Annotated in this window: 25 protein-coding genes; 19 read left to right on the top strand and 6 right to left on the bottom strand. The window is 40.5% G+C overall.

Going from position 1 to position 25834, the window contains the following annotated elements:
- The first annotated feature begins 556 nt into the window (after nt 1-556).
- Nucleotides 557-1744, top strand: a complete 1188-nt coding sequence (gene megL / locus B4U37_RS16960; protein WP_088019200.1) for a methionine gamma-lyase — start codon at nt 557-559, stop codon at nt 1742-1744.
- Nucleotides 1745-1925: 181 nt separating this feature from the next.
- Here megL and B4U37_RS16955 read toward each other — a convergent pair whose 3' ends face one another.
- Nucleotides 1926-2414, bottom strand: a complete 489-nt coding sequence (locus B4U37_RS16955; protein WP_088019199.1) for a GAF domain-containing protein — start codon at nt 2412-2414, stop codon at nt 1926-1928.
- Between the two features lie 152 nt (nt 2415-2566).
- Between B4U37_RS16955 and refZ the strand changes: the two genes are divergently transcribed.
- Nucleotides 2567-3205, top strand: coding sequence for a forespore capture DNA-binding protein RefZ (refZ, locus tag B4U37_RS16950; protein WP_088019197.1), 639 nt, complete (start codon nt 2567-2569; stop codon nt 3203-3205).
- A 37-nt stretch (nt 3206-3242) separates the two neighbouring features.
- On the opposite strand, the gene hisJ is transcribed toward refZ, so the two are convergent.
- The gene (hisJ, locus tag B4U37_RS16945; RefSeq protein ID WP_088019195.1) at nt 3243-4046 is read right to left on the bottom strand and encodes a histidinol-phosphatase HisJ; all 804 of its coding nucleotides are present in this window, start codon (nt 4044-4046) and stop codon (nt 3243-3245) included.
- 220 nt (nt 4047-4266) lie between these two features.
- Here hisJ and ezrA point away from each other — a divergent pair, with 220 nt between their 5' ends.
- Nucleotides 4267-5958 (top strand): septation ring formation regulator EzrA, encoded by a 1692-nt coding sequence (ezrA, locus tag B4U37_RS16940; RefSeq protein ID WP_157663817.1) that lies wholly within the window; start codon nt 4267-4269, stop codon nt 5956-5958.
- Between the two features lie 3 nt (nt 5959-5961).
- Nucleotides 5962-6267, top strand: coding sequence for a hypothetical protein (locus B4U37_RS16935; protein WP_088019191.1), 306 nt, complete (start codon nt 5962-5964; stop codon nt 6265-6267).
- A gap of 44 nt (nt 6268-6311) precedes the next feature.
- Here the strand turns inward: B4U37_RS16935 and brnQ are convergent, their stop codons facing one another.
- Nucleotides 6312-7646, bottom strand: coding sequence for a branched-chain amino acid transport system II carrier protein (gene brnQ, locus B4U37_RS16930; protein ID WP_088019189.1), 1335 nt, complete (start codon nt 7644-7646; stop codon nt 6312-6314).
- Nucleotides 7647-7958: 312 nt separating this feature from the next.
- Between brnQ and B4U37_RS16925 the strand changes: the two genes are divergently transcribed.
- The 5 genes from B4U37_RS16925 (at nt 7959) to B4U37_RS16905 (ending at nt 14232) form a co-directional block, all read left to right on the top strand.
- Nucleotides 7959-9095: a cysteine desulfurase family protein gene (locus B4U37_RS16925; RefSeq protein WP_088019187.1), complete on the top strand. Its 1137-nt coding sequence runs from the start codon at nt 7959-7961 to the stop codon at nt 9093-9095.
- 6 nt (nt 9096-9101) lie between these two features.
- The gene (gene thiI / locus B4U37_RS16920) at nt 9102-10310 is read left to right on the top strand and encodes a tRNA uracil 4-sulfurtransferase ThiI (protein WP_088019185.1); all 1209 of its coding nucleotides are present in this window, start codon (nt 9102-9104) and stop codon (nt 10308-10310) included.
- A gap of 91 nt (nt 10311-10401) precedes the next feature.
- Nucleotides 10402-10605, top strand: a complete 204-nt coding sequence (locus B4U37_RS16915; protein WP_010195477.1) for an alpha/beta-type small acid-soluble spore protein — start codon at nt 10402-10404, stop codon at nt 10603-10605.
- A gap of 292 nt (nt 10606-10897) precedes the next feature.
- A complete protein-coding gene (gene mbcS, locus B4U37_RS16910) occupies nt 10898-12487 on the top strand; it encodes an acyl-CoA synthetase MbcS (protein ID WP_088019183.1) in 1590 nt (529 codons plus the stop codon).
- Nucleotides 12488-12639: 152 nt separating this feature from the next.
- On the top strand, nt 12640-14232 hold the full coding sequence (locus B4U37_RS16905; RefSeq protein WP_088019181.1) for an amidohydrolase: 1593 nt from the start codon (nt 12640-12642) through the stop codon (nt 14230-14232).
- A 226-nt stretch (nt 14233-14458) separates the two neighbouring features.
- Here B4U37_RS16905 and B4U37_RS16900 read toward each other — a convergent pair whose 3' ends face one another.
- On the bottom strand, nt 14459-15259 hold the full coding sequence (locus tag B4U37_RS16900; RefSeq protein ID WP_088019180.1) for an NAD kinase: 801 nt from the start codon (nt 15257-15259) through the stop codon (nt 14459-14461).
- A gap of 177 nt (nt 15260-15436) precedes the next feature.
- Here B4U37_RS16900 and sppA point away from each other — a divergent pair, with 177 nt between their 5' ends.
- From sppA to B4U37_RS16860, 8 genes are all read left to right on the top strand, one after another.
- On the top strand, nt 15437-16447 hold the full coding sequence (gene sppA, locus B4U37_RS16895; protein WP_010195481.1) for a signal peptide peptidase SppA: 1011 nt from the start codon (nt 15437-15439) through the stop codon (nt 16445-16447).
- A gap of 12 nt (nt 16448-16459) precedes the next feature.
- Nucleotides 16460-17005 (top strand): RDD family protein, encoded by a 546-nt coding sequence (locus tag B4U37_RS16890; protein WP_088019178.1) that lies wholly within the window; start codon nt 16460-16462, stop codon nt 17003-17005.
- An 86-nt stretch (nt 17006-17091) separates the two neighbouring features.
- Entirely contained in the window at nt 17092-17793 is a 702-nt protein-coding gene (locus B4U37_RS16885; protein WP_244951522.1) for a DUF2953 domain-containing protein, read from the top strand.
- Nucleotides 17794-17813: 20 nt separating this feature from the next.
- Entirely contained in the window at nt 17814-18293 is a 480-nt protein-coding gene (ytfJ, locus tag B4U37_RS16880; RefSeq protein ID WP_088019171.1) for a GerW family sporulation protein, read from the top strand.
- Nucleotides 18294-18618: 325 nt separating this feature from the next.
- The gene (tpx, locus tag B4U37_RS16875; RefSeq protein ID WP_088019169.1) at nt 18619-19119 is read left to right on the top strand and encodes a thiol peroxidase; all 501 of its coding nucleotides are present in this window, start codon (nt 18619-18621) and stop codon (nt 19117-19119) included.
- A 123-nt stretch (nt 19120-19242) separates the two neighbouring features.
- The gene (locus B4U37_RS16870) at nt 19243-20238 is read left to right on the top strand and encodes a class I SAM-dependent methyltransferase (RefSeq protein WP_088019168.1); all 996 of its coding nucleotides are present in this window, start codon (nt 19243-19245) and stop codon (nt 20236-20238) included.
- A 428-nt stretch (nt 20239-20666) separates the two neighbouring features.
- A complete protein-coding gene (locus B4U37_RS16865) occupies nt 20667-21854 on the top strand; it encodes an acetate kinase (RefSeq protein ID WP_088019166.1) in 1188 nt (395 codons plus the stop codon).
- Nucleotides 21855-21964: 110 nt separating this feature from the next.
- Complete coding sequence (locus B4U37_RS16860) at nt 21965-22825, top strand: EcsC family protein (protein WP_157663816.1); 861 nt, start codon at nt 21965-21967, stop codon at nt 22823-22825.
- Between the two features lie 65 nt (nt 22826-22890).
- On the opposite strand, the gene B4U37_RS16855 is transcribed toward B4U37_RS16860, so the two are convergent.
- Entirely contained in the window at nt 22891-23205 is a 315-nt protein-coding gene (locus B4U37_RS16855) for a hypothetical protein (RefSeq protein ID WP_088019164.1), read from the bottom strand.
- Between the two features lie 152 nt (nt 23206-23357).
- On the opposite strand from B4U37_RS16855, the gene B4U37_RS22275 reads away from it, so the two are divergent.
- Nucleotides 23358-23525, top strand: a complete 168-nt coding sequence (locus tag B4U37_RS22275) for a hypothetical protein (RefSeq protein WP_187443819.1) — start codon at nt 23358-23360, stop codon at nt 23523-23525.
- A 27-nt stretch (nt 23526-23552) separates the two neighbouring features.
- Here B4U37_RS22275 and B4U37_RS16850 read toward each other — a convergent pair whose 3' ends face one another.
- Nucleotides 23553-24857 (bottom strand): purine-cytosine permease family protein, encoded by a 1305-nt coding sequence (locus B4U37_RS16850; RefSeq protein ID WP_088019163.1) that lies wholly within the window; start codon nt 24855-24857, stop codon nt 23553-23555.
- A 132-nt stretch (nt 24858-24989) separates the two neighbouring features.
- Between B4U37_RS16850 and B4U37_RS16845 the strand changes: the two genes are divergently transcribed.
- Nucleotides 24990-25754, top strand: coding sequence for an SDR family oxidoreductase (locus tag B4U37_RS16845; protein ID WP_088020338.1), 765 nt, complete (start codon nt 24990-24992; stop codon nt 25752-25754).
- The last annotated feature ends 80 nt before the right edge of the window (nt 25755-25834 follow it).

Below are 25834 nucleotides of genomic sequence, written 5' to 3'. Positions count from 1 at the left end.
GCCCTTCACCTGTCAAAGATGAAGGGTTTTTTATTAAAAGTTAAGAAAGTATAAAATCCTGTTGATTCCGTTCCAGGGGCTTCGCTTGCCTGCGGGCGGTCCGTGAGTCTCCCCAGGCTTCGCCTTCCGGGGTCTCACCTGTCCCTTCCTCCCACGGGCGTCTACGCGCCTTCCACTCCAATCAACAAGGTAATTTCAATCACCTAAAGGTTAAAGAAAGATATCTAAACGAATTAACTGAATTTGATTTAACGTTTCTTTAACGGAATTTCTAGCTGTGGATTGGAGCAAATGGCGAAGACTCCTGCGGGGGAATAACGGTAGCTTGAGACCCTACAGGCGAAGCCGAGGAGGCTCAAGCACCGTCCCGCGGAAAGCGCAGCCATTTGCGGAAAGGAACAGCGGAGCATAACCAAGTAACTAAAAAAAGGACCTGGCGTTGCACGGTTTTCTATTATATAACTAATTTTATTGACCTCCAAAGAAAACGCTTTCATTTTTCTGGTGTTTGCCATATGCTAGTAATGGATGGGAAATTGGAAGGGAGAATTTTTTTATGGATAAGCAGAAAAAACAGCAGTTTGAGACGGAAGTTATTCACCATGGGTATGATAGTTCCATTTATCAGGGAAGCTTGGCACCACCAATCTTTCAAACTTCTACCTTTTCCTTTCAAACGGCACAGCAAGGGGAAAACAGGTTTGCTGGAGAAGAAGAAGGCTATATTTATTCAAGACTTGGAAACCCGACGGTGAAAATGCTGGAGGAACGGATAGCGGCTCTCGAAAACGGAGAAGCGGGTCTTGCATTCGGATCGGGCATGGCAGCAGTGTCTGCTGTATTAATTGCATTAACGAAAAGTAACGACCATATTCTTTGTTCACAAGGAATTTATGGATGTACATTTGGCTTATTACAATTATTGAAAGATAAATATAATGTGTCACACAGTTTTTGTACCATGCAGACAGAATCGGAAATCAGAGAAGCCATCCAACCGGAGACGACTTGCATCTATGTGGAAACACCAATCAATCCAACGATGGCATTAATAGATTTGGAGCTTATTGTTTCCATAGCAAAAGAAAAAAATATTAAGGTAGTCGTGGATAATACATTCTGCTCTCCATATTTGCAGAAGCCACTAGATCTTGGTTGTGATATTGTGATCCACAGTGCGACTAAATACATCGGCGGTCATGGGGACGTAATAGCTGGCCTGATTGTAGGTTCTAAAGAGATGATCTCTGAAATTTCCATGACCACATTAAAAGATATTGGTGGCGTCATGTCACCATTTGATGCGTGGCTCCTAATTCGTGGCCTGAAAACTTTGCATGTCCGTTTGGACCGCCATTGTGATAATGCCGAATATATTTTTGAACAATTAGAGGTACATCCAATGGTAGAGAAGGTTTTTTATCCAGGTGATAAGAAAAGTGAAGCATATCCGATCATGCAAAAGCAGATGAAAAAGGGCGGGGGGCTTATTTCTTTTACCATTAAAGGTGGAAAAGAAGAAGCGCAAAGGCTACTAAATGAATTGCAGCTGATTAAAATTGCCGTAAGTTTAGGAGATGCGGAGACATTAATCCAACATCCTGCTACCATGACCCATGCGGTTATTCCAAAAGAAAACCGAGAACTGATGGGGATAACAGAAAGTCTACTTCGCCTCTCAGTCGGCCTAGAAAGCAAAGAAGACATATGGCAGGACCTCAAACAAGCACTAGATAGGTTATAAGAATTAGTGGATTGGAGCGGAAGGCACTCGACTCCAGCGGGGGAATAGCGACAATGTTGAGACCCCGCAACGAAGTGAGGAGGCTCAAGGTCGCCCCGCGGAAAGCGAGTGCCTGCAGCGAAAAGGAACGGTCTAACTAGAAAAAGCGTCTAACCCTGTGGTTAAGGTTAGACGCTTTTTATCATGCATCAGCAAGCAAAATAGAAACAAATTTCTCTAGATATACTTTATCCAGCTCATCAAAACGATTCTTGATTGGGCTATCAATATCAAGAACCCCGATAATCTTACCATCAACTACCATCGGAACAACAATCTCAGACTGTGATGCAGCATCACAAGCGATATGCCCCGGGAAAGCATGCACATCTGCCACAAGCTGTGTTTCCATTGAAGATGCAGCTGTTCCGCACACACCACGCCCAAATGGAATTCTTACACATGCAGGTAAACCTTGAAACGGCCCTAATACCAACATGTCTTGTTTCGTTTCATCTGTTAAATAAAAGCCCACCCAATTTACTTCTGTTAAAAAAACATTTAACAATGCGGACGCGTTGGAAAGGTTGGCAATGAAATTAGGCTCATCGGCAATAAGTGCTTGCAATTGTTTAAGCACAAGTTCGTAATTTTCTTCTCTCGTACCTTTATAGTTTTCGACTTGAAACATCATAATCCCCTCGCATTTTCATGACTAATTGTGGAAAAACAACAACAAAAGTAGAATCCCTAATGAAGTTGTCGACATTTAATAAAAGGATATACGTTCATCTTCACGAAATCAATAATTAAGAATCGAAATCACCAGAAAGGGTGAAGAAGATGGAAAAGACAAAGCAGAGAATCATTGATGCAGCAATCATTCTTTTTAACACGAAAGGGTTTGATGGAACCTCTGTACGGGAACTTGCCAAGAAAGCGAATGTGAACGTGGGGCACATCTCCTATTATTTTGATAATAAAGCAGGTCTGCAAGAACATCTTCTATCCAGTTTCTTTGATCAGTACGTGTCCATTTTAGAAAAGGTCTACAAGAAAATGTCCACTTACACTGCAAAGGAATGCCTTTTGGAGTGTGTGGAAAAGTCCATGCAGTTTCATCGAGAAAATCGTCAATTGGCAAGGTATGTCTATCGGGAACTTACGTTTGACTCTATTCTTGTCAGGGAAATCATGTCTACGTATTTGACAAAGGAAAAGTATTACTTTAAAGCTATTCTGGAAAAGGGGCATAAAAAGAAGGAGTTTCAGGTTCCTTCTGTTCTGATGGCAGTGATGCAATTGAAGAGCATGATCAGTACGCCTTTTTTGCAGTCGCAGTATTTGGCGGAGGTTTGGCATATTATGCCGTATGAGACGTCTGCTGTGGATCAGTATGAGAAGGTGATTGTTAAGTGGTTGGAGCAGTCTGTGTTTGTGGAGCAGGAGCAGCAGCAGCAGCTGGAAAGAATTGCACAATAATAGAGAGGGAGGAAACCCCTCTCTGTTTTATGCTTCATTAAAAGAGCAATTCTTTATCAATCCATTCATAGCCTTGGCCGAGTCCTTTTGCTGTGTGTGCGTCGGATCCGTACACGAGGGGGATTTTTCTTTTTTGTGCTTCTTTTGCAACGGATACCGGAGGATAGGAATCTTCACACAAAGGTTTGACAAATCCTGCACCATTGTAGTCCAGTTCGTACCCTTTTAAAGCGATGGCATCTAAGATAGGGACGGTATACTCCTGGATGGATCTCGTGTGAGGAAAGCGTTTTTTAAACTTTTCCACCAAGGTGATATGGCCGATTCTTTTCGGTTTATATGGGCCTAAGTCGCTGTTAATGGATGTTAAGAGAGTTGAAAAATAAGATTCATAAACAGATGGAAGGCCACCGAAAACCCCAACAATTCTTTCAAACTCCTCTTCACTGAAATCCAAGCAATAATACGCCTCGTCTTTTTTCAGAAAGTGAACAGACAATATGCTGTCATCCAAAAGCGGTCCCAGCTCTCCTAAAATATCACGTGTTTCTTTTTCATACCCCTCAATATAGTCAACTTCCAGTCCGATATTGATTTTGATGGTAGATGAGTAATAGGATTTTATTTTATTCAATTCTTCCATATAGGCAGGAATGCTTACCCAATCCATTGCACTGTCCCGGTCAGGGGCTGGATCGATAAAAGACTTCGGTAGTGGGGCATGTTCTGTAAAGGAAATTTCTTTGTATTTTAGTTGTAAAGCTTGTTTAATATACTTTTCAATCGTATCTGTGCTACCATGCGGACAATAGGGGGTATGGACATGTTTGTCGATAATCAAGAAAAACCCTCCGATACTAGAAGAAATATGTAAAAAAATTAAAAATATTGGTCAAAAAATGTCGTTTACATGGTATCATAAAAACATTGAAATATAAATAAAATGGGCGTGGAATATATATTGACCCATTTAGCTTTTTTATACATAGATGAATCATGGATTAAGATGAAAAATGTACATAGAAGACAGGAACCACCATCCGGGTAGAAGGGGACTAGGTATGGAATATATTATTGGGATTTTAGGACTAGTAGTTATTTTTATCAGCATTAGTTTTGTTAGGAGAAAGAAAATCTATACAGAAGTGGACCGATTGGAAAACTGGAAAATGTCGATCATGAACAAACCAGTATCAGAAGAACTTTCCAAAGTGAAAGATTTGAACATGACTGGTCAGACAGAACAACTTTTTGAGAACTGGCGTTATCAATGGGACAATATTTTATCAACAGAACTTATCAATATCGAAGAATACCTCTTTGATGCAGAAGATTTTGTAGATAAGTATCGTTTCAAAAAAGCAAAAGATGTATTGTCGATTGCTGACAGCAAACTTCAGGATATTGAATTGAAAATTAAAGCTATTTACGATGAGTTAGATGAACTGATCGGCAGCCAAGCAAAAAGTGCAGAGGAAAATGAAAAATTGGAAGGAAAATATTCTAATTTTAAAAAGCAGCTGCTGAACCAACGCCATCAGTATGGAAGCACAACCCCTTTATTGGAGAAAGAACTGGAACAGATTCATCAGCTTTTCGCAGAATTTAATCAATCTATTTCCAATGGAGATTATTTAGTTGCCAGAGAGTTGATTACGAAAATTGAGAAAGAATTAGAAGGTTTTGAAATCAAACTAGAACATATTCCAGGACTTTTGATTGAATGTCAGTCTGTCATTCCTAGTCAACTTGCCGAAGTGGAAACGGGCTATAAGGAAATGCTTGCTGAAGGGTACATCCTTGATCATGTAAATCTGGAAAAAAGCATTGCTAGCCTTCAAGATAAGCTGAAGCAGTCTACGAAGTTGCTTATGGAAACAAAAGCTTTAGAAGCAAAAGAAGGAATCGAGCTCATTAAAACAGAAATGGATGAGCTGTATGACCTGATTGAAAAAGAAGTCTTGGCAAAACACTATGTCGTAAAAGAACTTCCATCTGTTGAAGCTATCCTGATTGCCTTGTCTTCTGCAAGTGAGAAGACAAAACAAGAAACCTATGTGGTGCAAGAGAGCTATCAGCTTCAACAGGAAGACATTCAAACACAACAGAGAATAGAAGAATCTATGCTCGCACTGAATGACAGGTATGAGAAACTCAGTGGCCACCTTCTTGATCAGACCATTGCCTTCAGCATATTGAAAGAGGAGCTAGAGGACATCTGTGAGCAAATCAACTCTCTTCAGGAGATCCATCAACAATATACAGAAAGTTTGATGGCATTGCGTAAGGATGAAATGGCTGCAAGGGAGCAGTTGAATTCTTTAAGAAAAATGTTATTTGAAGTAAAGCGTTCTATCGAAAAAAGTAACATACCTGGGTTGCCGAAAAGCGTGTATCAAGAGCTTTCTTTGGCGAATGATCAGCTGAAGGCTGTAACGGGGAAATTGGAAGAAAAACCGTTAAATATCGTGGAAGTGAATACGGTGCTTTATGAAGCTGTGACAAGTGTTGAAAAATGTCATGAAGAAGCACTGGAAATCCTTGATCATGCCTACTTGGCGGAAAGTGTCATCCAGTATGGAAATAGATATCGAAGCAAACATCCTTCCATTCATGAAAGCTTGGTAGAGGCTGAGCAGTTATTTAGAAATTATGAATATAAGAATGCTTTGGAAGAAGCAGCTACTTCGTTAGAAAAGGTAGAACCAGGTGTATTGAAGAAAATTGAAAAAGTACTGGAAAAGGAAAGTTAACAAGTGAAGTACGCGCAAACTTTCCTTGTAGCCATCCTGCTCATCAGCGGGACCTTTATATGGTACAGTTTTTACGCATCTTTTCAGGAAAAGAAAGAAGAGACTGCACAACCTGCAATCTCTTTCCCTTCCCAGGAAGAAGAAACAGACGCTCTTCCTACTGTAGACCAAGTAAGGGAAGAGAAAATTATGATCCCACAGTTTCATCAAGACGGGCTCACTCAACAAATGGTCAAAGAGTGGAACATTGAGGATGAGCGCATTGGCATCGACCAATTGCTTTCCCTTCTAGAAAAAAACAAACCATAAGAAAAGGCTTGGATACTCACATCCAAGCCTTTTCTTTATAGATATTAAGCAATACTTTCATTAGATTGCTTGGCTGTTACTGCCCCAACGACAAGTCCGATAATCACACCAATCACGGCCGGTACCAACCAACCTACACCTTCATTATAGAAAGGAAGTATGCTGAAGATATTCTGTAGAAATGTGATATTGATTTCAGCCACAGCCAATCCATCCACAAAACTTACAATGCCTGTGAATAGTAAGGCAAACCCATATACAAATGATTCATTTCTCCAACGATAGAACGAAAGGACAATCAGTACAATTGCTAATGGATAAATCATAATCAATATAGGTAAAGAAATGGTAATCAATTGCTCAAGCCCGGCATTAGACACAACCAAACTAAAGATGGATAAGATTGCAACAAATACCTTATAAGATACAGATGGCATGATTTTAGAAAAGAATTTGCTTGTGGCAGATACAAGTCCCACAGATGTCGTCAAACATGCAAACGTGATGGCAAGACCTAAAATAACAGCTCCGATAGAACCAAAAAGATAATTGGCTGAGCCTGATAATATTTGTCCACCATTTCCTGCAGCTCCGACTGCATCAAGACTTGTTGCGCCAAGGTAAGATAACCCACCGTAAACGATAGTAAGACCTATTGCGGCAATAAATCCTGCTTTTAAACAAAGAGAAGTAATCGTTTTTTTATCTGTTACACCTTTATCCTTTATTGCAGATATTACAACAATTCCGAAAACTAAAGCTGCAATGGTGTCCATTGTCAGATAGCCTTCAAGGAAGCCCTTAAAGAAAGGTGATTCTTGGTAAGGCTCGGTTGGAGCACCAATAGCACCCATCGGAGTGACGATACTCTTCACAACAAGAATGCCAATAACAAGTAACAAAAGGGGGGTCAGGATTTTCCCAATTCGATCAACAAGTTTTGCTGGATTTAATGCAAGATAATACGTAATAGCAAAGAATACTAAAGTAAACAGAAAGAGTGCCCAACCTTGTGGGTTAACGGATTCAGGTAAGAAAGGTGTTGCACCGATTTCAAAGGCTACAGTACCTGTACGCGGTATTCCAAAGAATGGCCCAATCGCTAAATACATAATAATAGTAAAAATAATTCCGAAAATTGGGTGTACACGATTAGCTAGTGTTTGAAGGTCGCCACCTGTGTAAGCAATGGCCATTACTCCAAGTAGTGGAAGGCCAACTCCTGTAATCAAGAAACCTATAACAGATATTCCAACGTTATCACCGGCTGCTTGTCCAAGTAATGGAGGGAAAATCATATTCCCGGCACCTAAAAATAAGGCAAACAACATTAGTCCCAATACCAATATATCCTTATTTGTATATATTTTTTTATGCATGAAAATCCTCCTGATGAGAAAATGAAATGAATACGTTTTCATCCTACCATAATTTTGATGAAATTTGTCGAATAACATAAAAGTTCAACAATTCAATATATTAGAAAAACAATTATTAGTGTAACATGTCTATACATGTATAGAAAGGGAAAAGGTAATATTTCTAATAAATACCTCTTTCATGGTCATATAAAGGACGGGATTTCTTTTCCAAGGTTATAAAATGTGCTAACATTAATATTCGCTTAGAAGAAAATATTATCTATATTAATTGATGATATAAATTCCTCATCAGAACTATGGAGGATGACCATGATTTATTTAGACAACAGCGCCACAACTAAACCATATAAAGAAGTGGTGGATTCTTTTCTTAAGGTGTCCACAGAATATTTTGGAAACCCATCTTCGCTTCATTCGCTTGGCGGCGAGGCAGAAATGCTGCTTAACCGTTCAAGGGAGACAATTGCATCCTTGCTGCATGTCCATCATAAGGAAGTCATTTTCACTTCAGGTGGAACAGAAAGTAACAACTTGGCAGTAAAAGGATGTGCTCTGAGTAAAAAAAATATAGGCAACCATATCATTACAACTTCTATTGAACATCCTTCTGTAACGAATGCGATAAAGGATTTGGAAAAGGAAGGATTTGAAGTGACAGTTCTTCCTGTTAATAAGGAAGGAAGAATTACGAAAAAACAAGTAGAAGAAGCGTTGACAAAAGAAACGGTGTTGGTTTCCATCATTCATGTAAATAATGAAACCGGGGCAATCCAACCTGTAGAAGAAATCGGCGAAATGCTCAAGAACCACCTAAATGCAAGCTTTCATGTTGACCATATACAAGGAATTGGCAAGGTTCCATTACGAATGGACACAATAGACCTTTGTTCTCTTTCGGCTCATAAGTTTCACGGATTAAAAGGAAACGGGATCCTGATTGCAAAAAATGGTGTCAAACTTCATCCAATACTCAGCGGAGGAGACCAGGAATGGACGTTACGATCTGGAACAGAGAACGTAGCGGGAATTGTTTCCATGACGAAAGCGCTCCGAATGACCTTGGAGAAAAGTGAAAATCACTTATCTAATTTACTTCAATTAAAGCACTATCTTCTTGATGAGTTGGAGCAGATAAAGGGAGTTTTTATCCACTCTTACAGAAATCAAAGCGCTCCGCATATTGTCAATTTTTCCGTTCCGGGCATAAAGTCAGAAGTTCTTGTCCATGCATTAGGCACAAAAAATATTTATGTCTCTACAACCTCTGCCTGCTCTTCCAAGCGAAAAGCACCCAGCAAGACATTAACGGCAATGGGAGTGACGAGGGCACAGGCGGAAAGTGCCATCCGAATAAGTATGACATACAGTACAACAAAAGAAGAGATACGATTATTTTTACAAGAGTTTATCCAAGCCATCACCACTATAAAAGAAGTAACGAGGTAAAAGAACATGAACTATGATCACATATTAATCCGATTTGGTGAACTGTCTACTAAAGGGAGAAACCGAAAGCAGTTTGTCCAACGTCTTAGTTTCAATATTTTAGAAAAAATTAAAGACTTCCCAAAGGTCGCTATTGAAAAAAGCAGAGATAGAATGTTCATTAAATTAAATGGAGAGCCTCATGAACAGATTTTGGATAGACTTCAAAGCATTTTTGGCATCCACTCGTTCAGCCTTGCAGTAAAAACGAAAACAGAGTTAGAAGAAATGAAAAATGGAGCATTATTTGCTCTCGAGGCACTACCTTACAAAGGAAAGACGTTTAAAGTGACGGCCAAGCGGGCTTATAAAAACTTTGAACTTGATACCAATGGATTAAACCATGCAATTGGATCGCATCTATTACGTAATACCGAAGATTTAACGGTGAATGTAAAACAGCCTGATATTAATGTCAGGGTTGAAGTGAGAGAGGATGCTACCTACATTACTTGTAAGGATATTCCAGGCGCAGGAGGTCTTCCGGTTGGGACAAGTGGAACGGGTGTGCTCATGCTATCTGGCGGGATTGACAGTCCTGTAGCAGGATATTTGGCAATGAAACGTGGAATTAGATTAGAAGTTGTCCACTTCTTCAGCCCTCCGTACACTAGTGAACGTGCGAAACAGAAAGTAGTGGAACTGACAGAAAGACTGACAGATTTCGGACACTCCATTAATCTGCATATCGTTCCCTTTACAGATATCCAAGTAGCGATTCAAAAGCAAGTGCCTGAAAACTATACGATGACATCCACCAGAAGATTTATGCTGAAGATAGCCGACAAAATTTGTGAAAAAGAGCAAGGGCTTGCAATTATAACTGGAGAAAGCTTGGGACAAGTGGCCAGTCAGACTTTGCAAAGCATGTCAACGATTAATGAGGTTACTTCCACACCGATCATTCGTCCGCTCATTACGATGGACAAAATAGAAATTATGGATATTGCCAAACATATTGATACGTTGGAAATTTCCAACCGTCCTTATGAAGACTGTTGTACCATTTTCACTCCTTCTGCACCTAAAACGAAGCCGAAAAAGGAAAAAATCAATTTTTATGAAAGCTTTTTTGATATAGATAAGATGGTGAACGATGCAGTCGATCGCACTGAAAAGCTACTAATAACAGGGAAAAAGCAAGAAGAAGATAGTGTCATCAACGATTTATTTTAACTGATGGATACTGTGAAGAATTACCATATTTAAAACATGAATGATGCCATGTGTTTTTACACATTCTATATTCACAAGGAGGTGAAAACACATGGCAAACAACAGTTCAAACCAACTAGTTGTACCTGGTGTACAACAAGCTCTTGACCAAATGAAATACGAAATCGCTTCTGAATTCGGAGTTCAACTTGGTCCTGATGCAACTGCTCGCGCTAACGGTTCCGTTGGTGGAGAAATCACTAAACGCTTAGTTCAAATGGCTGAACAAAGCTTCAGTGGCGGTTACCAAAAATAATATATAAAATGGCTACGAGGTGGGGGAAACCCCACCTTTCTTCTATTCTAATCTTGGAGGTGCTTTTTTATGAAGGAGCAAAATCAAGTGGAAAAACAACAGAAGAAACAAGGAAGAAAACGCCGCAACGAACCAAAACATGCGGTTAAATCGAATGAGCAATAACTATTGTTAGAGGCACCTTCTTTTGGGAAGGTGTTTTATTTTTATATAAATTTCCGCAAAATAATTCAAATTATTTAAAAAATTTTGTAATATAGAGATAGTACTATTACAAAGGGGATGACTTCATATGAAAAGAGAAGAACTTTTAGCACCGCAAAAGTACAATCTGGTTGAAGAAGTTGAAAAGTACGCACAAGACAGCGAAAGGCTCGCACTTATTTGGGAAAGCGAGCAAGGGGAGAAAGAACAAGTAACATATCAACAATTAATGAAAGCTGCAAATAAAATTGGAAACGCTTTACTTTCGGAAGGGCTGCAAAAAGGAGATGTGGTCCTGGTCATGATGCCAAGGCTGATTGACAGTTATCAGGTGTATCTTGGAGCACTGAAAGCGGGTATAGTCGTCATTCCATGTTCTGAAATGTTAAGAGAAAAAGACCTTGCATACCGAATTGAACACGGAGATGTAAAAGGGATCATTACATATCAACCATTTGTGGAACAGGCAGATAAATTGGAGGAAGTGGGCAACCTGGTAAGATTCAGTGTTGGTGGACTAGCAGAAAAGGGCTGGACAAACCTGCACGAAGCGATGGAAAAACAATCAGATCAACTTGATTTTGCCAACACCTCAAAAGATGACATGGCATTTCTATCCTACACATCAGGGACAACCGGCAATCCAAAAGGAGTGGTTCATACTCACGGATGGGCTTATGCGCATCTACGTACGACCTCCAAGAACTGGCTAGGAATCGAAGACAATGATGTAGTATGGGCAACTGCAAGCCCTGGTTGGCAGAAGTGGATATGGAGTCCGTTCTTATCGACACTCGGTTCTGGGGCGACAGGATTTGTCTATCATGGCAAGTTCGATCCTAACACATACCTGAAACTTCTTGAGAAACATGAAGTGAACGTCCTCTGCTGTACACCGACAGAGTATCGTCTGATGGCGAAAGTGGATAATTTGAACGCTTATCAGCTACCGCATCTTCACAGTGCAGTATCAGCCGGGGAACCATTAAATCGTGAAGTAATAGATACCTTCCGGAAACATTTCCAAGTTGATGTTCGAGACGGCTATGGTCAAACGGAAAACACCCTGTTACTTGGAGTATTAAAAGGAATGGAAATTAAATCTGGTTCCATGGGAAAACCGACACCTGGCAATAGGGTAACAATCATCAATGAGGATGCTGAAGAATGTGCAGTGGGGGAAGTCGGGGACATCGCAGTACATGTAGAAACGCCGGCACTTTTCAAACACTATTACAAAGATCCTGAACGTACTTCCAGACAATTTAGAGGGGACTACTATATTACAGGTGATAAAGCCAAAAAGGACGAAGACGGTTACTTTTGGTTTGAAGGCAGAAGCGATGATATTATCATCAGCTCAGGTTACACCATTGGACCGTTTGAAGTAGAAGATGCGTTGGTAAAGCACCCGATGGTACGTGAATGCGCCGTGGTGGCTAGTCCTGATGAAATAAGAGGAAACATCGTTAAAGCCTTTGTTGTGTTACAGGACGGGGTAGATCAGGAAGAAGATAAGGTTACTAAAATGCTTCAAGAGCATGTTAAGGAATTGACGGCCCCATATAAGTACCCTCGAAAAATCGAGTATGTTGCCGAGCTTCCGAAAACTACTTCTGGAAAAATAAGAAGAATAGAGCTAAGGCAACAAGAATTGGCTCAAGCGGCACAATCCTGATAAAGAAAAATTTACAAAGGTAAGGCAGTATGGGTGGGGATCAGATTCCTTGACCCCACCTATACTGTCTTTTTTAATGCGATTTTTTTGTGCCTGGCCTGCACAAATGATAATCTAAATGTAATTTTACAAAAAGAAGGAGAAAGATCACCATGGGAGAAATTTGGTACGGCGGAAAGATTTATACGATGAAAGCAGAAACGGAAACAGTGGAAGCTGTTTATACGGAAGATGGAATCATTAAAGATATGGGACTTCAAGAAGACCTTTTCTTTACATATCCCAATGCACGGAAGCAAGACTTACAAGGGGCAGTCATGTATCCAGGCTTTACAGACAGTCATATGCACCTGATTGGACATGGAGAGAAACTGCTGCGACTGGACTTGTCAAATTTTACATCTCCCCAAGATGTGAAACAGGCATTGATGAGAAAAGTTCAAGAAACGCCTGAAGGAGAATGGATCTTCGGGGAGGGATGGAATGAAAATAATTTTGTCGATCGAAAGATATTCCATAGAACAGAACTTGATGAAATCACATCAAATCATCCGATGATCCTGTCAAGAGTTTGTCGCCATGCCGTACTGGTCAACAGTAAAGCATTGGAACTTGCCGGTATTACAAAAGAAACAGAAAACCCTCCAGGAGGCGTTATTGTAAAAGATATCGATGATGAACCGACTGGATTCTTACTTGACCAAGCGCAGGAATTAGTAAAAAGGAAGATACCAAAAGCGAGTGAAAGTTACTTGTACAATGCTTTGAAAACTTCTATTGAGGATTGCTTGCGCCTTGGGTTGGTCGGAAGTCATAGTGAAGACCTAAGTTATTATGGCAGTTTTACGAAAACATTTGGAGCATTTGAAAATGTGATTGAACGGGATAAGTTAAAATATCGCGCGCATTTGCTGGTACATCATGAAGTTGTGGATGATATGCATGAAGAGGGACATACATTTAAGGAGACAACTGGCTTTATCACCCTTGGCGCCATGAAGATTTTTGCTGATGGTGCACTCGGAGGAAGAACTGCTCTGTTAAGCCGACCTTATAATGATGCTCCTGAAACATCCGGGGTGGCCATTCATACACAAGAACAATTGGACAGTCTAGTAAAAAAAGCAAGAGACTATGGGATGACGGTTGCGGTTCATACAATAGGTGATCGTGCATTTGAATATATGTTAGATGCCCTTGAAAAACATCCTGCTCCAAAAGGGGAAAGAGACAGGCTCATTCACGCTCAAATTTTAACCAAGGATCTTATTGATCGCGCCAAAAAACTGCCACTTATATTAGATATCCAGCCGCGTTTTGTGGCAACAGACTTTCCTTGGATTATTGAACGCCTTGGAGAAGAAAGACTGAACTATTCGTATGCTTGGAAAACCCTCCTCGATGAAGGGTTGATATGTGCAGGAGGATCGGATGCTCCGATTGAGCCGGTTGACCCCATTTTAGGAATTCATGCTGCCGTTACAAGACAAATCCCTGGTGATGAGGATAAAATCGTCTATCAACCAGAACAATGTCTTTCCATTTATGAAGCAATCGGGCTGTTCACAAAAGGTAGTGCTCAAGCTATTTTCGAAGAGGATAAACAAGGGGTCATCGATACAGGTTACTACGCAGACTTCACAGTACTAGACACTGACCTATTTACAGCAACAGAAGATGATATCCTAGAAACAAACGTACTAAAGACAATCGTCGACGGTACGGTAGTGTATGAAAGAGATTAAGAATAGCTACAGTGAATGATGATCTATAGCTGTTGATTGGAGCAAAAGGCGAAGACTCCTGCGGGGGAAGAAGCGACATTGTTGAGACCCCTGAAGCGTTGTGAGGAGGCTCAAGGTCGCCCCGCGGAAAGCGAAGCCATTTGCGGAAATCAACAGCGGCGTTAAACAGTATACAAAAAGGACACCGCGTTCATGCGGTGTCCTTTGGTTGTTGCACCAAGGGATTTTATAAAAATGTCCGTTTAACCTTCTCCCAAAACGAATTATCCTTCAACTTAACAGTCTTAATCTTCCTATCAGTAAGCTGAATATCCAACCGCTCCACATGCTTAATGCTTAAAGCTTCATTATCAATCCCAATCGTCGGATAATCATTTCCATCCTGAATAACTTTTAACGTCAACTTCCTAGCGCCTGCCATAATAAACGGAGATCCAAGCGTACGATAGCTGTTATTATTTATGGAAGCAAGTTCACTTACCTGAAAACAAGGGAGCATCGGATCTACCACAGCACCCTGGACTGACTTATTGTAGGCAGTACTACCAGTCGGTGTGGAAACAATCATCCCATCTCCTCGGAATGTTTCAAAGTGCAGCTCATCTATGTAAACATCTATCGCGAATGTTTTTATGATAGCAGAGCGAATAGAGCACTCGTTTAAACATTGAAAAGAAGAAATGCCGTCAATCGTCACTTCAATGGTAGGGTATTTCCTAACCTCGATTTGTTCAAACTTCATCGCTTCGACCATCTTCTCTGTATCATCGATATGAAAGTCGCAATAAAAACTAGAAGTTTCTCCAGCATTGATACCTGCATAAAGGCAATCATCTTTGAAACCTGTTTTCTGAACAGCTTGAAGGAATGTACCATCTCCTCCAACTGCCACGATAATGTTGGCATTATGGTGATCATTTAATATTTCAAAGTTATTTTGTACTGCTAATTGCTCCAGTTTTTCAACTTTTGACACTAGCTCTTCTTCCCTTTTATAAAAGAAAAATATTTTACGACGTTCTGTCATTGTTTTTCCTCCTCTTTATAATAAAAATTGGAACTTAAACAAAAAATATCCAAAAACATTATCCTTTTGGAAAAAAATTTAGTACAATTCTATATTGTGATAAGTTTACCATTTTGATGAAACTTTTTGAAACGATTTAACGTATAGGTACTGTACGAACAACTAGGAGGTTTAGATATGAGTGGAAAGCGTTGGGCCGCATTAGGTATTGCGGCATTATTATTTTTTGTGTCGATTATTACAAGTCTGGCAACTAAGCCTGCAGAAAGCTCCACATCTGATTCTTTTTCAGATATTTTTGGAGGGGAAGAAGAGTTTATTGAGGAAGTAATTGAAGACGGTAGCCCAAACCGTAAGATTCTAGTTCTAGAAGTTAACGGTGTTATTCAGGACACAGGAAGCGATGTAACATCTGTGTTCCAATCACCAGGTTATAATCATCGTCAATTTTTAAGAATGCTAGATCAAGCAAAAGAGGATGATACTGTTCAAGGAATTATTGTTCGCGTCAATACACCAGGTGGCGGTGTATCAGAAAGTGCCGAGATACATAAAAGACTGGTGGAAATTAAAGAAGAAACAGAAAAACCGATTTATATTTCTATGGGAACTATGGCTGCTTCAGGTGGTTACTATATTGCAGCACCGGCGAACAAAATTTTCGCTTCACCTGAGACAATCACAGGTTCTATCGGCGTTATCATGCAGGGAATTAATTACAGTGAGCTTGCTGAAAAATATGGGGTAAAATTCGATACCATCAAGAGTGGGCCATATAAAGATATTATGTCTCCAACGAAAGACATGTCTGAGGAAGAGCGTCAAATTCTTCAATCAATGGTAGACAATATGTATGATCAATTTGTAAAAGTGATTGTAGATGGCCGGGGCATGAGTGAATCAGAGGTCAGAAGAATTGCTGACGGAAGAATCTATGACGGCCAACAAGCCAAAGACATTAATATTGTGGATGAGCTGGGGTATTTTGAAGATGTTATTGAGGCAATGAAAAAAGACCATGAGATGGGGAACGTCCAAGTTGTTCAATATACAGAAAACCTGGGCTGGGGTTCCTTATTCAGCATGAATGTACAATCACTATTAAAGCCAGAGTCTGAAATGCAGATGTTAGCAAAGCTTATCAATCAACCTAATTCTCCAAGACTAATGTACTTGTATGCAGAGTAGGAGGAAGAAAAAATGAGAGATGAGCAGAATAGCGAGTATACAAACGAAAACGTAATACATGAGGACGTGAACGTAGGGGAAGACAGGATCAGCAATGATACGATGTTGCCTGCGAAGGAAGTAGGAGTCATCGAATATCGCTATGCAGGGTTCTGGATGAGGCTTTGGGCATTTCTATTAGACCTATTAATCATTTGGAGCATCGGAGCGATCGTGATATATCCGATTTTTAGACTACTAGGGATATCCACTAGCCAAAGCTTTATGTTCTCACCTGCAACCATTGCCACAACCATTGTGCTATATGGGTATTTTATTCTTATGACGAAGTATTTTAAACAGACATTGGGTAAGATGGTGTTTGGATTACGAGTGGTAGACCTTAAAGCTAATGACCTTTCATGGAAAACGATTCTTTTTAGAGAAGGTGTAGGCCGATATATAGCGTTAGTTTATGCGCCTATAACATATATCGTATTCCTTGTTGCTGCTTTCACGAGCAAAAAGCAAGGCGTGCACGACTTTATTGCAGACACAACAGTGGTTCATGAAAAATAAGTAATAAACCTGAAGTCCATCGTGACTTTAGGTTTATTTTTTTTATGCTAGGAGATAATGGAAGGGGAAAGAAAGGGTGTGAAAGTGTGATCTGGGCCATAATAATCTTTGCCATTATAATTTTTCTCTTAGTCATGGTTCTCGTCACTAAAATTACCATCCATTTTTACTACCATCATCAACAAGATAATGATCAGATGACAGTGAAACTAAGTGCATGGTACGGATTGTTGCGGTACACCATTGATGTTCCATTGATCAGTGTAGATAAAGACACAGCATCCATTCATGTCGAGGAAAAAACCAAAGTTGGAGGCGGAGATCCTTCTCAAGGTAAACAAAAAGAGAAAGATTTTTCTCCAAAAGAGATATGGCAGAGTTTTGAAGATACATATGAACTGGTGCGTCATGTTGTCGGGATGCATGAGATAGTCAGGAGATTGCTTTCAAGAATGGAAGTGAAACACCTGGAATGGCATAGCAATATTGGGCTAGGAGATGCAGCACATACTGGGATGTTTGTTGGGGCAGGATGGTCAATCAAAGGGGGAATTGTAGGGTTTTTAAGCAATTATACAGACTTCCGAGCTAAACCGGAACTCTCCATTACCCCTTATTTTCAATATACTGTTTCCCAAACCATGTTTAAGTGTATGATTCGGTTTCGAATCGGGTATGCTATGTTGGCAGGAATAAGAATCGTTAAATATTGGAAGGGCGGTAGACCTAAGTTTAAAACCCGTCCTTTATCCATGTTGTCCAAAGAGGAAAATCACAAATCCATGTAATAGCAATAAGGAGGATCAATATGTCTGAACATCCAATTAAAAGTCTAATGACAACAGCTATGGAAAATTTAAAAGATATGATTGATGTTAATACGATCATCGGCGACCCGGTAGAAACACCGGATGGAAGTGTTATTTTGACTGTTTCCAAAGTCGGCTTTGGTTTTGCAGCAGGTGGAAGTGAGTTTCAAGGCGGAGGCTCATCAGGTCCGGAGAGGAATGATGGTGGTGGCAACCACCAGAGCCAAGGGCAAAAGCTTCCGTTTGGCGGAGGTAGTGGAGGTGGCGTGTCCATCACTCCTATCGCTTTCTTGATTGTGAATTCACAGGGAGTGAAAATGCTCCATCTTGATGAAAGCACGAGTATCTATGAAAGACTACTGGATTTGGCTCCACAGGCGGTTGAGAAAGTGCAACATATGCTGAATAACAATAAACATAACAGAGCGAATCACTCTGATCATTCCTACAATGAAAATAAGCAGGACTTGGACTTCTAAAAAACGCCGGCTGCACAGCAGTTGGCTTTTTTATTTGGCTACAGGTGGAGGGGGAACTAGGCTAGGCGGCGGATATCAAGAAATTTTGCGATATATCAAGAAATTCAGGGGAGATATCAAGAAATATTAAGATATATCAAGAAAACTAAGGTGGATATCAAGAAAATTCGAGATATATCAAGAAATCTACACGCTTCGACAAACTTTGACCGTAAAGGGAAACCACCTCTTCCCACTCCACAACAATAAAGTTTGATTAATTGCAAAACTTCCAAAACATAGCTATTATTACAAGTGTACATACAATATGAGGAGGGAAATTATCATGGCAAACGTAACATTTAAAGGCAACCCAATGACACTAATCGGAAGCGAAGTGCAAGTGGGCGACCAAGCTCCAAACTTCTCCGTTCTTGCAAATGACCTATCTCCAGTAACATTGGAAAACTACAAAGGATTCAAGAAACTAATCAGCGTAGTTCCTTCCATTGATACAGGAGTATGCGACCAACAAACTCGTAAATTTAACGAAGAGGCAGCAAAGCTTGATAACGTAAAAGTTATTACTGTCAGCATGGACTTGCCTTTCGCTCAAAAACGCTGGTGTGCTGCTAGTGGACTTGACAATGTTGAGGTAGTATCTGACCACCGTGACGCTTCTTTCGGTGAAGCATACGGCGTACTAATGCAAGAACTACGTCTACTTGCACGCTCCACATTTGTTGTGGACTCCAACGACAAAGTAACATACGTTGAATACGTTGGGGAAGGTACGGACCACCCTAACTACGAAGCGGCAATCGAAGCAGTTAAATCTGCAGAATAATACCCTACTCAAACCCATTACACCAAGACGAGCAGACTGTGATAATTGCAGTCTGCTTTATTTTTGCCCGTACTCCATGTAAAATAGGAATACTGAAATTGGAGAAAGAAAAGGAGTGGCATAATGTCCATTACAAAACTAGAAAATACATTTTCCCTATTCGATACAACAGCACAAATCCTACAAGAAGAACTAGACTGTACATACCTAGAAGCACTAGCAGAAACCGCAGAAAACCTCTTCCACGGAGCAGTCATCCAAGAAGAAGTATCAGAAGTAACCAAACGAAGACTCGAAAAAGAATACAGCAAACAAAATCTCACTTCCCTTCAAAAAGAAGAAATCAGAAAAGGATTTCAACTTGCCATCCTAAAAGGAATGAAAGATGCAGTTCAAGCTAACCATCAAATGACTCCAGATGCGATTGCCATGTTTATGGGATACCTCGTCGGAAAATACACCTCACATCTGCAACAGCTGACCATGCTTGATCCTGCTATCGGTACTGGAAATCTTCTTACAGCTGTCCTTAACCACCAGCCTAACAAAAAGCTGGAGGCGTTTGGTGTGGATGTGGACGACCTGTTAGTGAAACTTGCTTATAATAACGCCAATCTGCAAGAGCAGGCAATCAGTTTATTCAACCAAGATGGCTTAAGCAACCTCTTTGTAGAACCAGTAGATGTGGTTGTGAGTGACCTTCCAGTAGGGTATTATCCTGATGATAACAATGCTGCCAACTTCAAGCTAAAAGCGGAAGAAGGACATTCCTATGCGCATTATCTGTTCATCGAACAAGGGTTGCGTTACACAAAACCAGGCGGGCACCTTTTATTCTTGGTTCCTAACTCCATGTTTGAAGAAGAGGAAGCAAAAAGAGTCAACGCTTTAATAAAAGACGAAGCGTATATCCAAGGAATGCTTCAGCTTCCGGAAACCATGTTCCAAAACAAAAACCATGCAAAAAGCATCCTTGTTTTGCAGAAAAAAGGAATAGGCATTGAACCTCCTAAAGAAGCTCTATTAGTAAACTTGCCAAGCTTCTCCAACATGCAGGCAATGGAAAAAATCATGGCCCAAATAAACCACTGGTTTTCCGAGCAAAAAAACAAAAAGTAATTATTAGACAACCTCGTTGATCGTAGTGGAAGGAGCGGAGACTCCTCGAAAATGCTAGCGCATTTTCTTCGTGCGATGCTTCGCTGCCGAAGCCTTCCTTGTCCTGCGGGAGGAAGGGACATGGAAGACCCCGCAGGGCGCAGCCCGAGGAGGCTTCCGGACCGCCCGCGGAAAGCGAAGCTCCTGCAACGAAGATCAACCGTTAGTGAAGATTTAATAGTCTAAAAAAACTATGCTATTCTTCAGAAAATAACGAATATATAAGGTAAGCGTTACCATAAAGGGAAGCCTCTTGCAAATGCAGTATGTCGGTGTTTAAATGAAAAAGGTATATATAATATCGGAACTTTGCACAAGATAGGTAGAGTGTAAAAACATTTAATCATCCATCCAAGTGTGACCATATAAAAGGAGTTGTACGTATCGTCATGTCAAAAGTTATTGCAATAAATGCAGGAAGCTCTTCTCTTAAATTCCAATTGTTTGAAATGCCTAGTGAAAATGTTATTACAAAAGGATTAGTGGAACGTATCGGATTAAACGATGCTGTTTTCACCATCTCTGTGAACGGCGAAAAAGTAACAGAAATCACAGACATTCCAGAGCACGGGGTAGCTGTTAAAATCTTATTGAAAAAACTGATCGATCTTGACATCATCCAAAGCTTCGATGAAATCACAGGAATTGGCCACCGTGTCGTACATGGTGGAGAAAAGTTCAATGATTCCGTCCTTATTACGGATGAAATTTTAGGCCAATTAGAAGAACTTTCAGAGCTTGCACCACTTCATAACCCGGCAAACATCGTGGGAATTAAAGCATTCAAGGAAATCCTTCCGAATGTACCAGCAGTGGCTGTTTTTGATACAGCATTCCATCAATCCATGCCGGAAAAATCTTTCCTTTACAGCTTGCCATACGAGTACTATGAAGACTATGGCATTCGTAAATACGGTTTCCATGGTACCTCTCATAAATATGTTTCTGAGCGTGCTGCAGAATTACTTGGCAGACCGGTTGAGCAACTTCGCCTGATCTCATGTCACCTAGGAAACGGTGCAAGTATTGCGGCAATCGAAGGCGGAAAATCCATTGATACTTCCATGGGATTCACACCACTTGCAGGTGTAGCAATGGGAACTCGCTCTGGTAATATTGACCCTGCTTTGATTCCATTCATCATGGAGAAAACAGGCAAAACAGCCGACGAAGTATTAGAAGTCCTGAACAAACGCAGTGGTATCCTTGGAGTATCCGGTTTCTCCAGTGACCTTCGTGATATTGAATCTGCTGCAACTGAAGGTAACGAGCGCGCGGAACTTGCTTTGGAAGTATTCGCAGGTCGTATTCATAAGTATATTGGTTCTTATGCCGCAAGAATGTACGGAGTGGACGCGATCATCTTTACTGCAGGTATCGGGGAGAACAGTGATGTAATCCGTGCAAGAGTGCTTCAAGGACTTGAGTTTATGGGTGTTTACTGGGATCCTGCATTGAACAAGGTTCGTGGTAAAGAAGCATTTATTAACTACCCGCACTCTCCTGTTAAAGTCATCGTAATTCCTACGAATGAAGAAGTAATGATTGCTAGAGACGTAATGAAAATAGCATTATAAGCTACAGTCCCAGATCTGTTTAACTTAACAGATCTGGGACTGTTTTTTTGTGCGGAACTGCTATGGTATAATGGAGAAAACTAGCAGATGAAAAAGTGAGGGGAAGAACTGTGTCCAATATAAGCAGGGAAGAACAATGGAAACATAAACTTTCACAATGGGAAGAAAAATTATATACATACGAACCATCCCAGTTTTCAGACACGTTGGACCATTGGGTGGACAAGGCTTTTGATTTATTGTCAGACGATAAAAAAGATTTATTTTTTGCCCAGATTGACACATGGTTGTTTCATTTGCATGGAATCATCCAGCAGTCCTCCTTTCAACAGCAAGCAGAAGAACGGATCGTCAATATGGCCCGAAGCTATAGGGAAGATATCGAAAGAATAGAAGATATTCGAGAACTGCCATTATCACAAAAAGCATTTATCGCCGAGCAGCAGATTGCCAAGCAAAAGCTTTACTCTGTGATCCAAGGTAGCATGACAGGAACGGCGAAGCTATCCACCCTCGCTATAGATATCCCAGCTTTTGCAGCACTAAACATCCGTACCACACAGCTTGTTGCGATGTCTTACGGCTACAGGGCAAGTACTCCTTTGGAAATGGTAAAATCATTGCAATTATTCTATGGTGCGACCATACCCAAGAAATATCAGCATGAACGCTGGGAAACATTGAAAAGTGAGCTTGGACAGGATATCGATCATTATTTTGACGTTTTAACAGACAAAGATCACCCTACTGTATGGCTCCAACAGCCTTTATTGCACTTGATTAAGCTATTGTTTGTTGCAATAATTGGTCGCCAAAAAGTAAACAACGTCCCACTGCTCGGCATGATAACCACAGCAGGAACAAACTACTACTGGACCAAAGAAGTCTCAGAATTCTCCCATTACTACTACATGATGCGACACCTAGTAGAAAACGGCGAACTAGACGAATCAGAATGCGAGATGTTTTAATGTAATATGGAAAACAACTGCGGCATTCAAAGAAAAGGCGAATATCCATAACGGATATTCGCCTTTTATGAGTGGACTTTTGAAGATGATACATGCTGATTCATGCGATACCACAACCACAAATCATTAATAATGCTAGCATGATCTGCAATCTCCGAATTCAACTCGCAAGACCGCTCAAAATCTGCTTCATCATTCAATTGAGCCTGCTTAAAATTAATTTCTTCTTCTAACTCTTTAATCCGGTCCGGGATGCTCCCGCGTATCTTTTCCCACTTCAATAATATTTCCTGCTGTGTTTCTTTGTTGTATTGAGCCCATTCTATATCCAACTGTGGCAAAAATATTCCAAGCCTTGGATCTTTTACAAAAGAAAACATCGCTACTTCCTTCCTTTTCTGCCCATTTTAACTCATTGTATAATAACTGGGGTAAACATTCTATCCATTCCTCCTGTAATTTTTACCACCTTTAAATGAATGACACTCGACACAAACTAGGATGGATACTTAGTTGAAAGGTGGAACCCACTATGAAGAAAAAAGACCCAAAAGAAATTTTCTCTTATGATGATAATGCTGTAAATGAAGTTCACAATCAAATTACTGATGCATACTCAAGCGGAGTTGTCGGCGAGCAATACAGCTCAAACGCATACCAACCGGTAGAAGGCGAAAGCGAACAGACTGCCCACGAATAAATAAAAACAGGTGCCAACCCCAGGCACCTATTTTTTTGACAACTTTTTATAAAGTAAATAAAGTGCCCCTGTAAAAAGGAAAGCCAAGAAACCGGGAGAAAAGTCCTGCGGCAAGAGTAAATAAACACCTATCCCAATACCAATGCAAACAAACGCAATTTTATTATAAGAAGGTAATCCTTCCCTAACTTCAATCTGCTTCCTTTTTATAAAAAGAAAGTCAGTTATAATAACAGCAGATAAAGGGATAACAAAAGCACCAATCAAAGAAATATAGCGTTCAGCTTCTTCCACCAATGCGGGTGACAGAGATAAAACTATTCCTGCAGCACCAAAAAGAATGCTACTTTTCACCCTGCCAAGTTGAGGTAGTGAATTCAACAGACTGAATCCGCCGGTATAGGCATTGCTTAAGTTAATCGAAACCATTGATAATATGGCCGCCCCTAAAATAATCAAAGTAAACAGGCCGGAGTTGGTCATCTCGCTTGTTGCAATAAACGGATTAAGGTTTCCTGTCAGACTAGCTGTGTACGCTCCGAAAAAAGCAGTAAGAATAAAGCCTAAAGCATTTCCGCTGAATAAGCCCCAGAACCCCTGCTTGGAAGTAATTGCGTACCTTGTCACATCTGCTGAAGAGGACACACCAGATACATATTGAACAAAAGCAAGGCTTGCAAAAAAGCCCATGATGGGAAGATTCCAGCCACCTTCAACGTTGACAGCGGAGTTCACACTCATTCCTTTAATAAGCAAAAGATACAGCATCACAAGCTGTCCGAGAATCAGCCATGGCATAAAATACTTGGTCGCCCTTTTTACCGCATCAAACCCCACAAGTGCAAGTCCGCTCATAATCAATGCTAAAATCATGGCGATTATGTAAAATGGCGTAGAAAACTGAAAGGCTCTTTCAAGAATAAATTGTATCACCAGCGTACCACCTATGGTCTGGACAGAAAACCAGTAGAGGGATGTAATTGTACGAATCGGGGAGGAAATGTATCTTGATCCCTTTATCCCGATTATGGACCGGATGGCAAATTGGGAGGGGATTCCCCGTTCAGCGCCAGGCAATGATAAGTAAGAAACAAATAAAAAGGCTAGTGTAGCGCCAAAAACAGTGGAAAGAAAGGCTGCATAAAAGCTGAGTCCCCCTTGAATCACAGCAAGTGCCGGGACAAGGAAGTTCCCGGCATTCACTGAAAATGCAACCTGAATGATTAAATATTCATACCATCGTGTTTTTCTTAATTCTTGTGGAACGGCTTCTAAACCGTACCGCTCAATCTTGCTTTGAGGAGGCAATGTCACAGTTTGTGCTTTCGCCATATGAAGGTCAGACTCCTTTCTTTCGTGTACCTAACAATCATTTTATCGTATCTTAACGGGTTATATGTTGTAAATTTAATCAATTTACAAGAAAATATAGTAGTACGCAATTTTATTAAGGGGGAAGCCAGTTTGAGACATGCCGTAATTACAGCTGGTTCCAAAGGACTTGGAAAAAAAGTGACGGAACAGTTGTTGAAAAAAGGATGTTCCGTTTCGATAAATTATAGAAATGATACAGAAACCATCGAGAAACTAAAAAAAGAATGGAGTCACTTTGGAGAAAACAGACTGCACTTTTTTCAAGGAGACGTAACAAAAAAAGAACAGATGCAACAATTTATAGACGAAGTAGTGGAGCGATACGGAAGGATTGATTATTTGGTCAATAACGCCGGGCCCTATATTTTTGAACGAAAAAAATTGGCTGATTACTCCGATGAGGAGTGGTATGAAATGATAGAAGGCAATCTTAGCGCTGTTTTTCATCTTTTCCGTAAAACAATTCCTTTCATGAGAGAACAGCGATTCGGGCGTATCATCACATACGGATTTCAGGGAGCTGAATCATCTCCAGGTTGGATTTACCGATCTGCGTTTGCTGCTTCTAAGGCTGGACTGGTTTCGTTGACAAAATCGATCGCTATCGAAGAAGCCGAACATGGCATCACGGCCAATATGGTCTGTCCGGGTAATATTGTGGGAGAAATGAAAGAGGCGACGATTGACCATGCGAGAGGCTTAGAGGACTCCAAGAATACCCCGGTCGGCCGTTCTGGCACGGGTGAAGATATTGCCAGGGCCATTGAATTTTTATGTGAAGAAAACTCGGATATGATCACAGGAGCGGTACTGGAAGTAACAGGGGGAGTAGAGGTTATCAACCGATTCCGATAACCTAAGGGAATTTCCCTCTATATTTAGATAATATAGATAATTCCGCCTGTTTTAAAGCGCTTACAAAAATGCATAAAAAA

The sequence above is a fragment of the Sutcliffiella horikoshii genome (assembly GCF_002157855.1).
Classification (GTDB): domain Bacteria; phylum Bacillota; class Bacilli; order Bacillales; family Bacillaceae_I; genus Sutcliffiella_A; species Sutcliffiella_A horikoshii_C.
This window is presented reverse-complemented; position numbering and strand designations above follow the sequence as displayed.

Coding starts and splice junctions, on each gene's coding strand:
- B4U37_RS16870 (WP_088019168.1), top strand. CDS start 19,243: ATGTCCATTACAAAACTAGAAAATACATTTTCCCTATTCGATACAACA.
- B4U37_RS16890 (WP_088019178.1), top strand. CDS start 16,460: ATGAGAGATGAGCAGAATAGCGAGTATACAAACGAAAACGTAATACAT.
- B4U37_RS16925 (WP_088019187.1), top strand. CDS start 7,959: ATGATTTATTTAGACAACAGCGCCACAACTAAACCATATAAAGAAGTG.
- megL (WP_088019200.1), top strand. CDS start 557: ATGGATAAGCAGAAAAAACAGCAGTTTGAGACGGAAGTTATTCACCAT.
- mbcS (WP_088019183.1), top strand. CDS start 10,898: ATGAAAAGAGAAGAACTTTTAGCACCGCAAAAGTACAATCTGGTTGAA.
- B4U37_RS16900 (WP_088019180.1), bottom strand. CDS start 15,259: ATGACAGAACGTCGTAAAATATTTTTCTTTTATAAAAGGGAAGAAGAG.
- ytfJ (WP_088019171.1), top strand. CDS start 17,814: ATGTCTGAACATCCAATTAAAAGTCTAATGACAACAGCTATGGAAAAT.
- brnQ (WP_088019189.1), bottom strand. CDS start 7,646: ATGCATAAAAAAATATATACAAATAAGGATATATTGGTATTGGGACTA.
- sppA (WP_010195481.1), top strand. CDS start 15,437: ATGAGTGGAAAGCGTTGGGCCGCATTAGGTATTGCGGCATTATTATTT.
- ezrA (WP_157663817.1), top strand. CDS start 4,267: ATGGAATATATTATTGGGATTTTAGGACTAGTAGTTATTTTTATCAGC.
- refZ (WP_088019197.1), top strand. CDS start 2,567: ATGGAAAAGACAAAGCAGAGAATCATTGATGCAGCAATCATTCTTTTT.
- thiI (WP_088019185.1), top strand. CDS start 9,102: ATGAACTATGATCACATATTAATCCGATTTGGTGAACTGTCTACTAAA.
- B4U37_RS16905 (WP_088019181.1), top strand. CDS start 12,640: ATGGGAGAAATTTGGTACGGCGGAAAGATTTATACGATGAAAGCAGAA.
- B4U37_RS16955 (WP_088019199.1), bottom strand. CDS start 2,414: ATGTTTCAAGTCGAAAACTATAAAGGTACGAGAGAAGAAAATTACGAA.
- B4U37_RS16855 (WP_088019164.1), bottom strand. CDS start 23,205: ATGTTTTCTTTTGTAAAAGATCCAAGGCTTGGAATATTTTTGCCACAG.
- B4U37_RS16850 (WP_088019163.1), bottom strand. CDS start 24,857: ATGGCGAAAGCACAAACTGTGACATTGCCTCCTCAAAGCAAGATTGAG.
- B4U37_RS16865 (WP_088019166.1), top strand. CDS start 20,667: ATGTCAAAAGTTATTGCAATAAATGCAGGAAGCTCTTCTCTTAAATTC.
- tpx (WP_088019169.1), top strand. CDS start 18,619: ATGGCAAACGTAACATTTAAAGGCAACCCAATGACACTAATCGGAAGC.
- B4U37_RS16915 (WP_010195477.1), top strand. CDS start 10,402: ATGGCAAACAACAGTTCAAACCAACTAGTTGTACCTGGTGTACAACAA.
- B4U37_RS22275 (WP_187443819.1), top strand. CDS start 23,358: ATGAAGAAAAAAGACCCAAAAGAAATTTTCTCTTATGATGATAATGCT.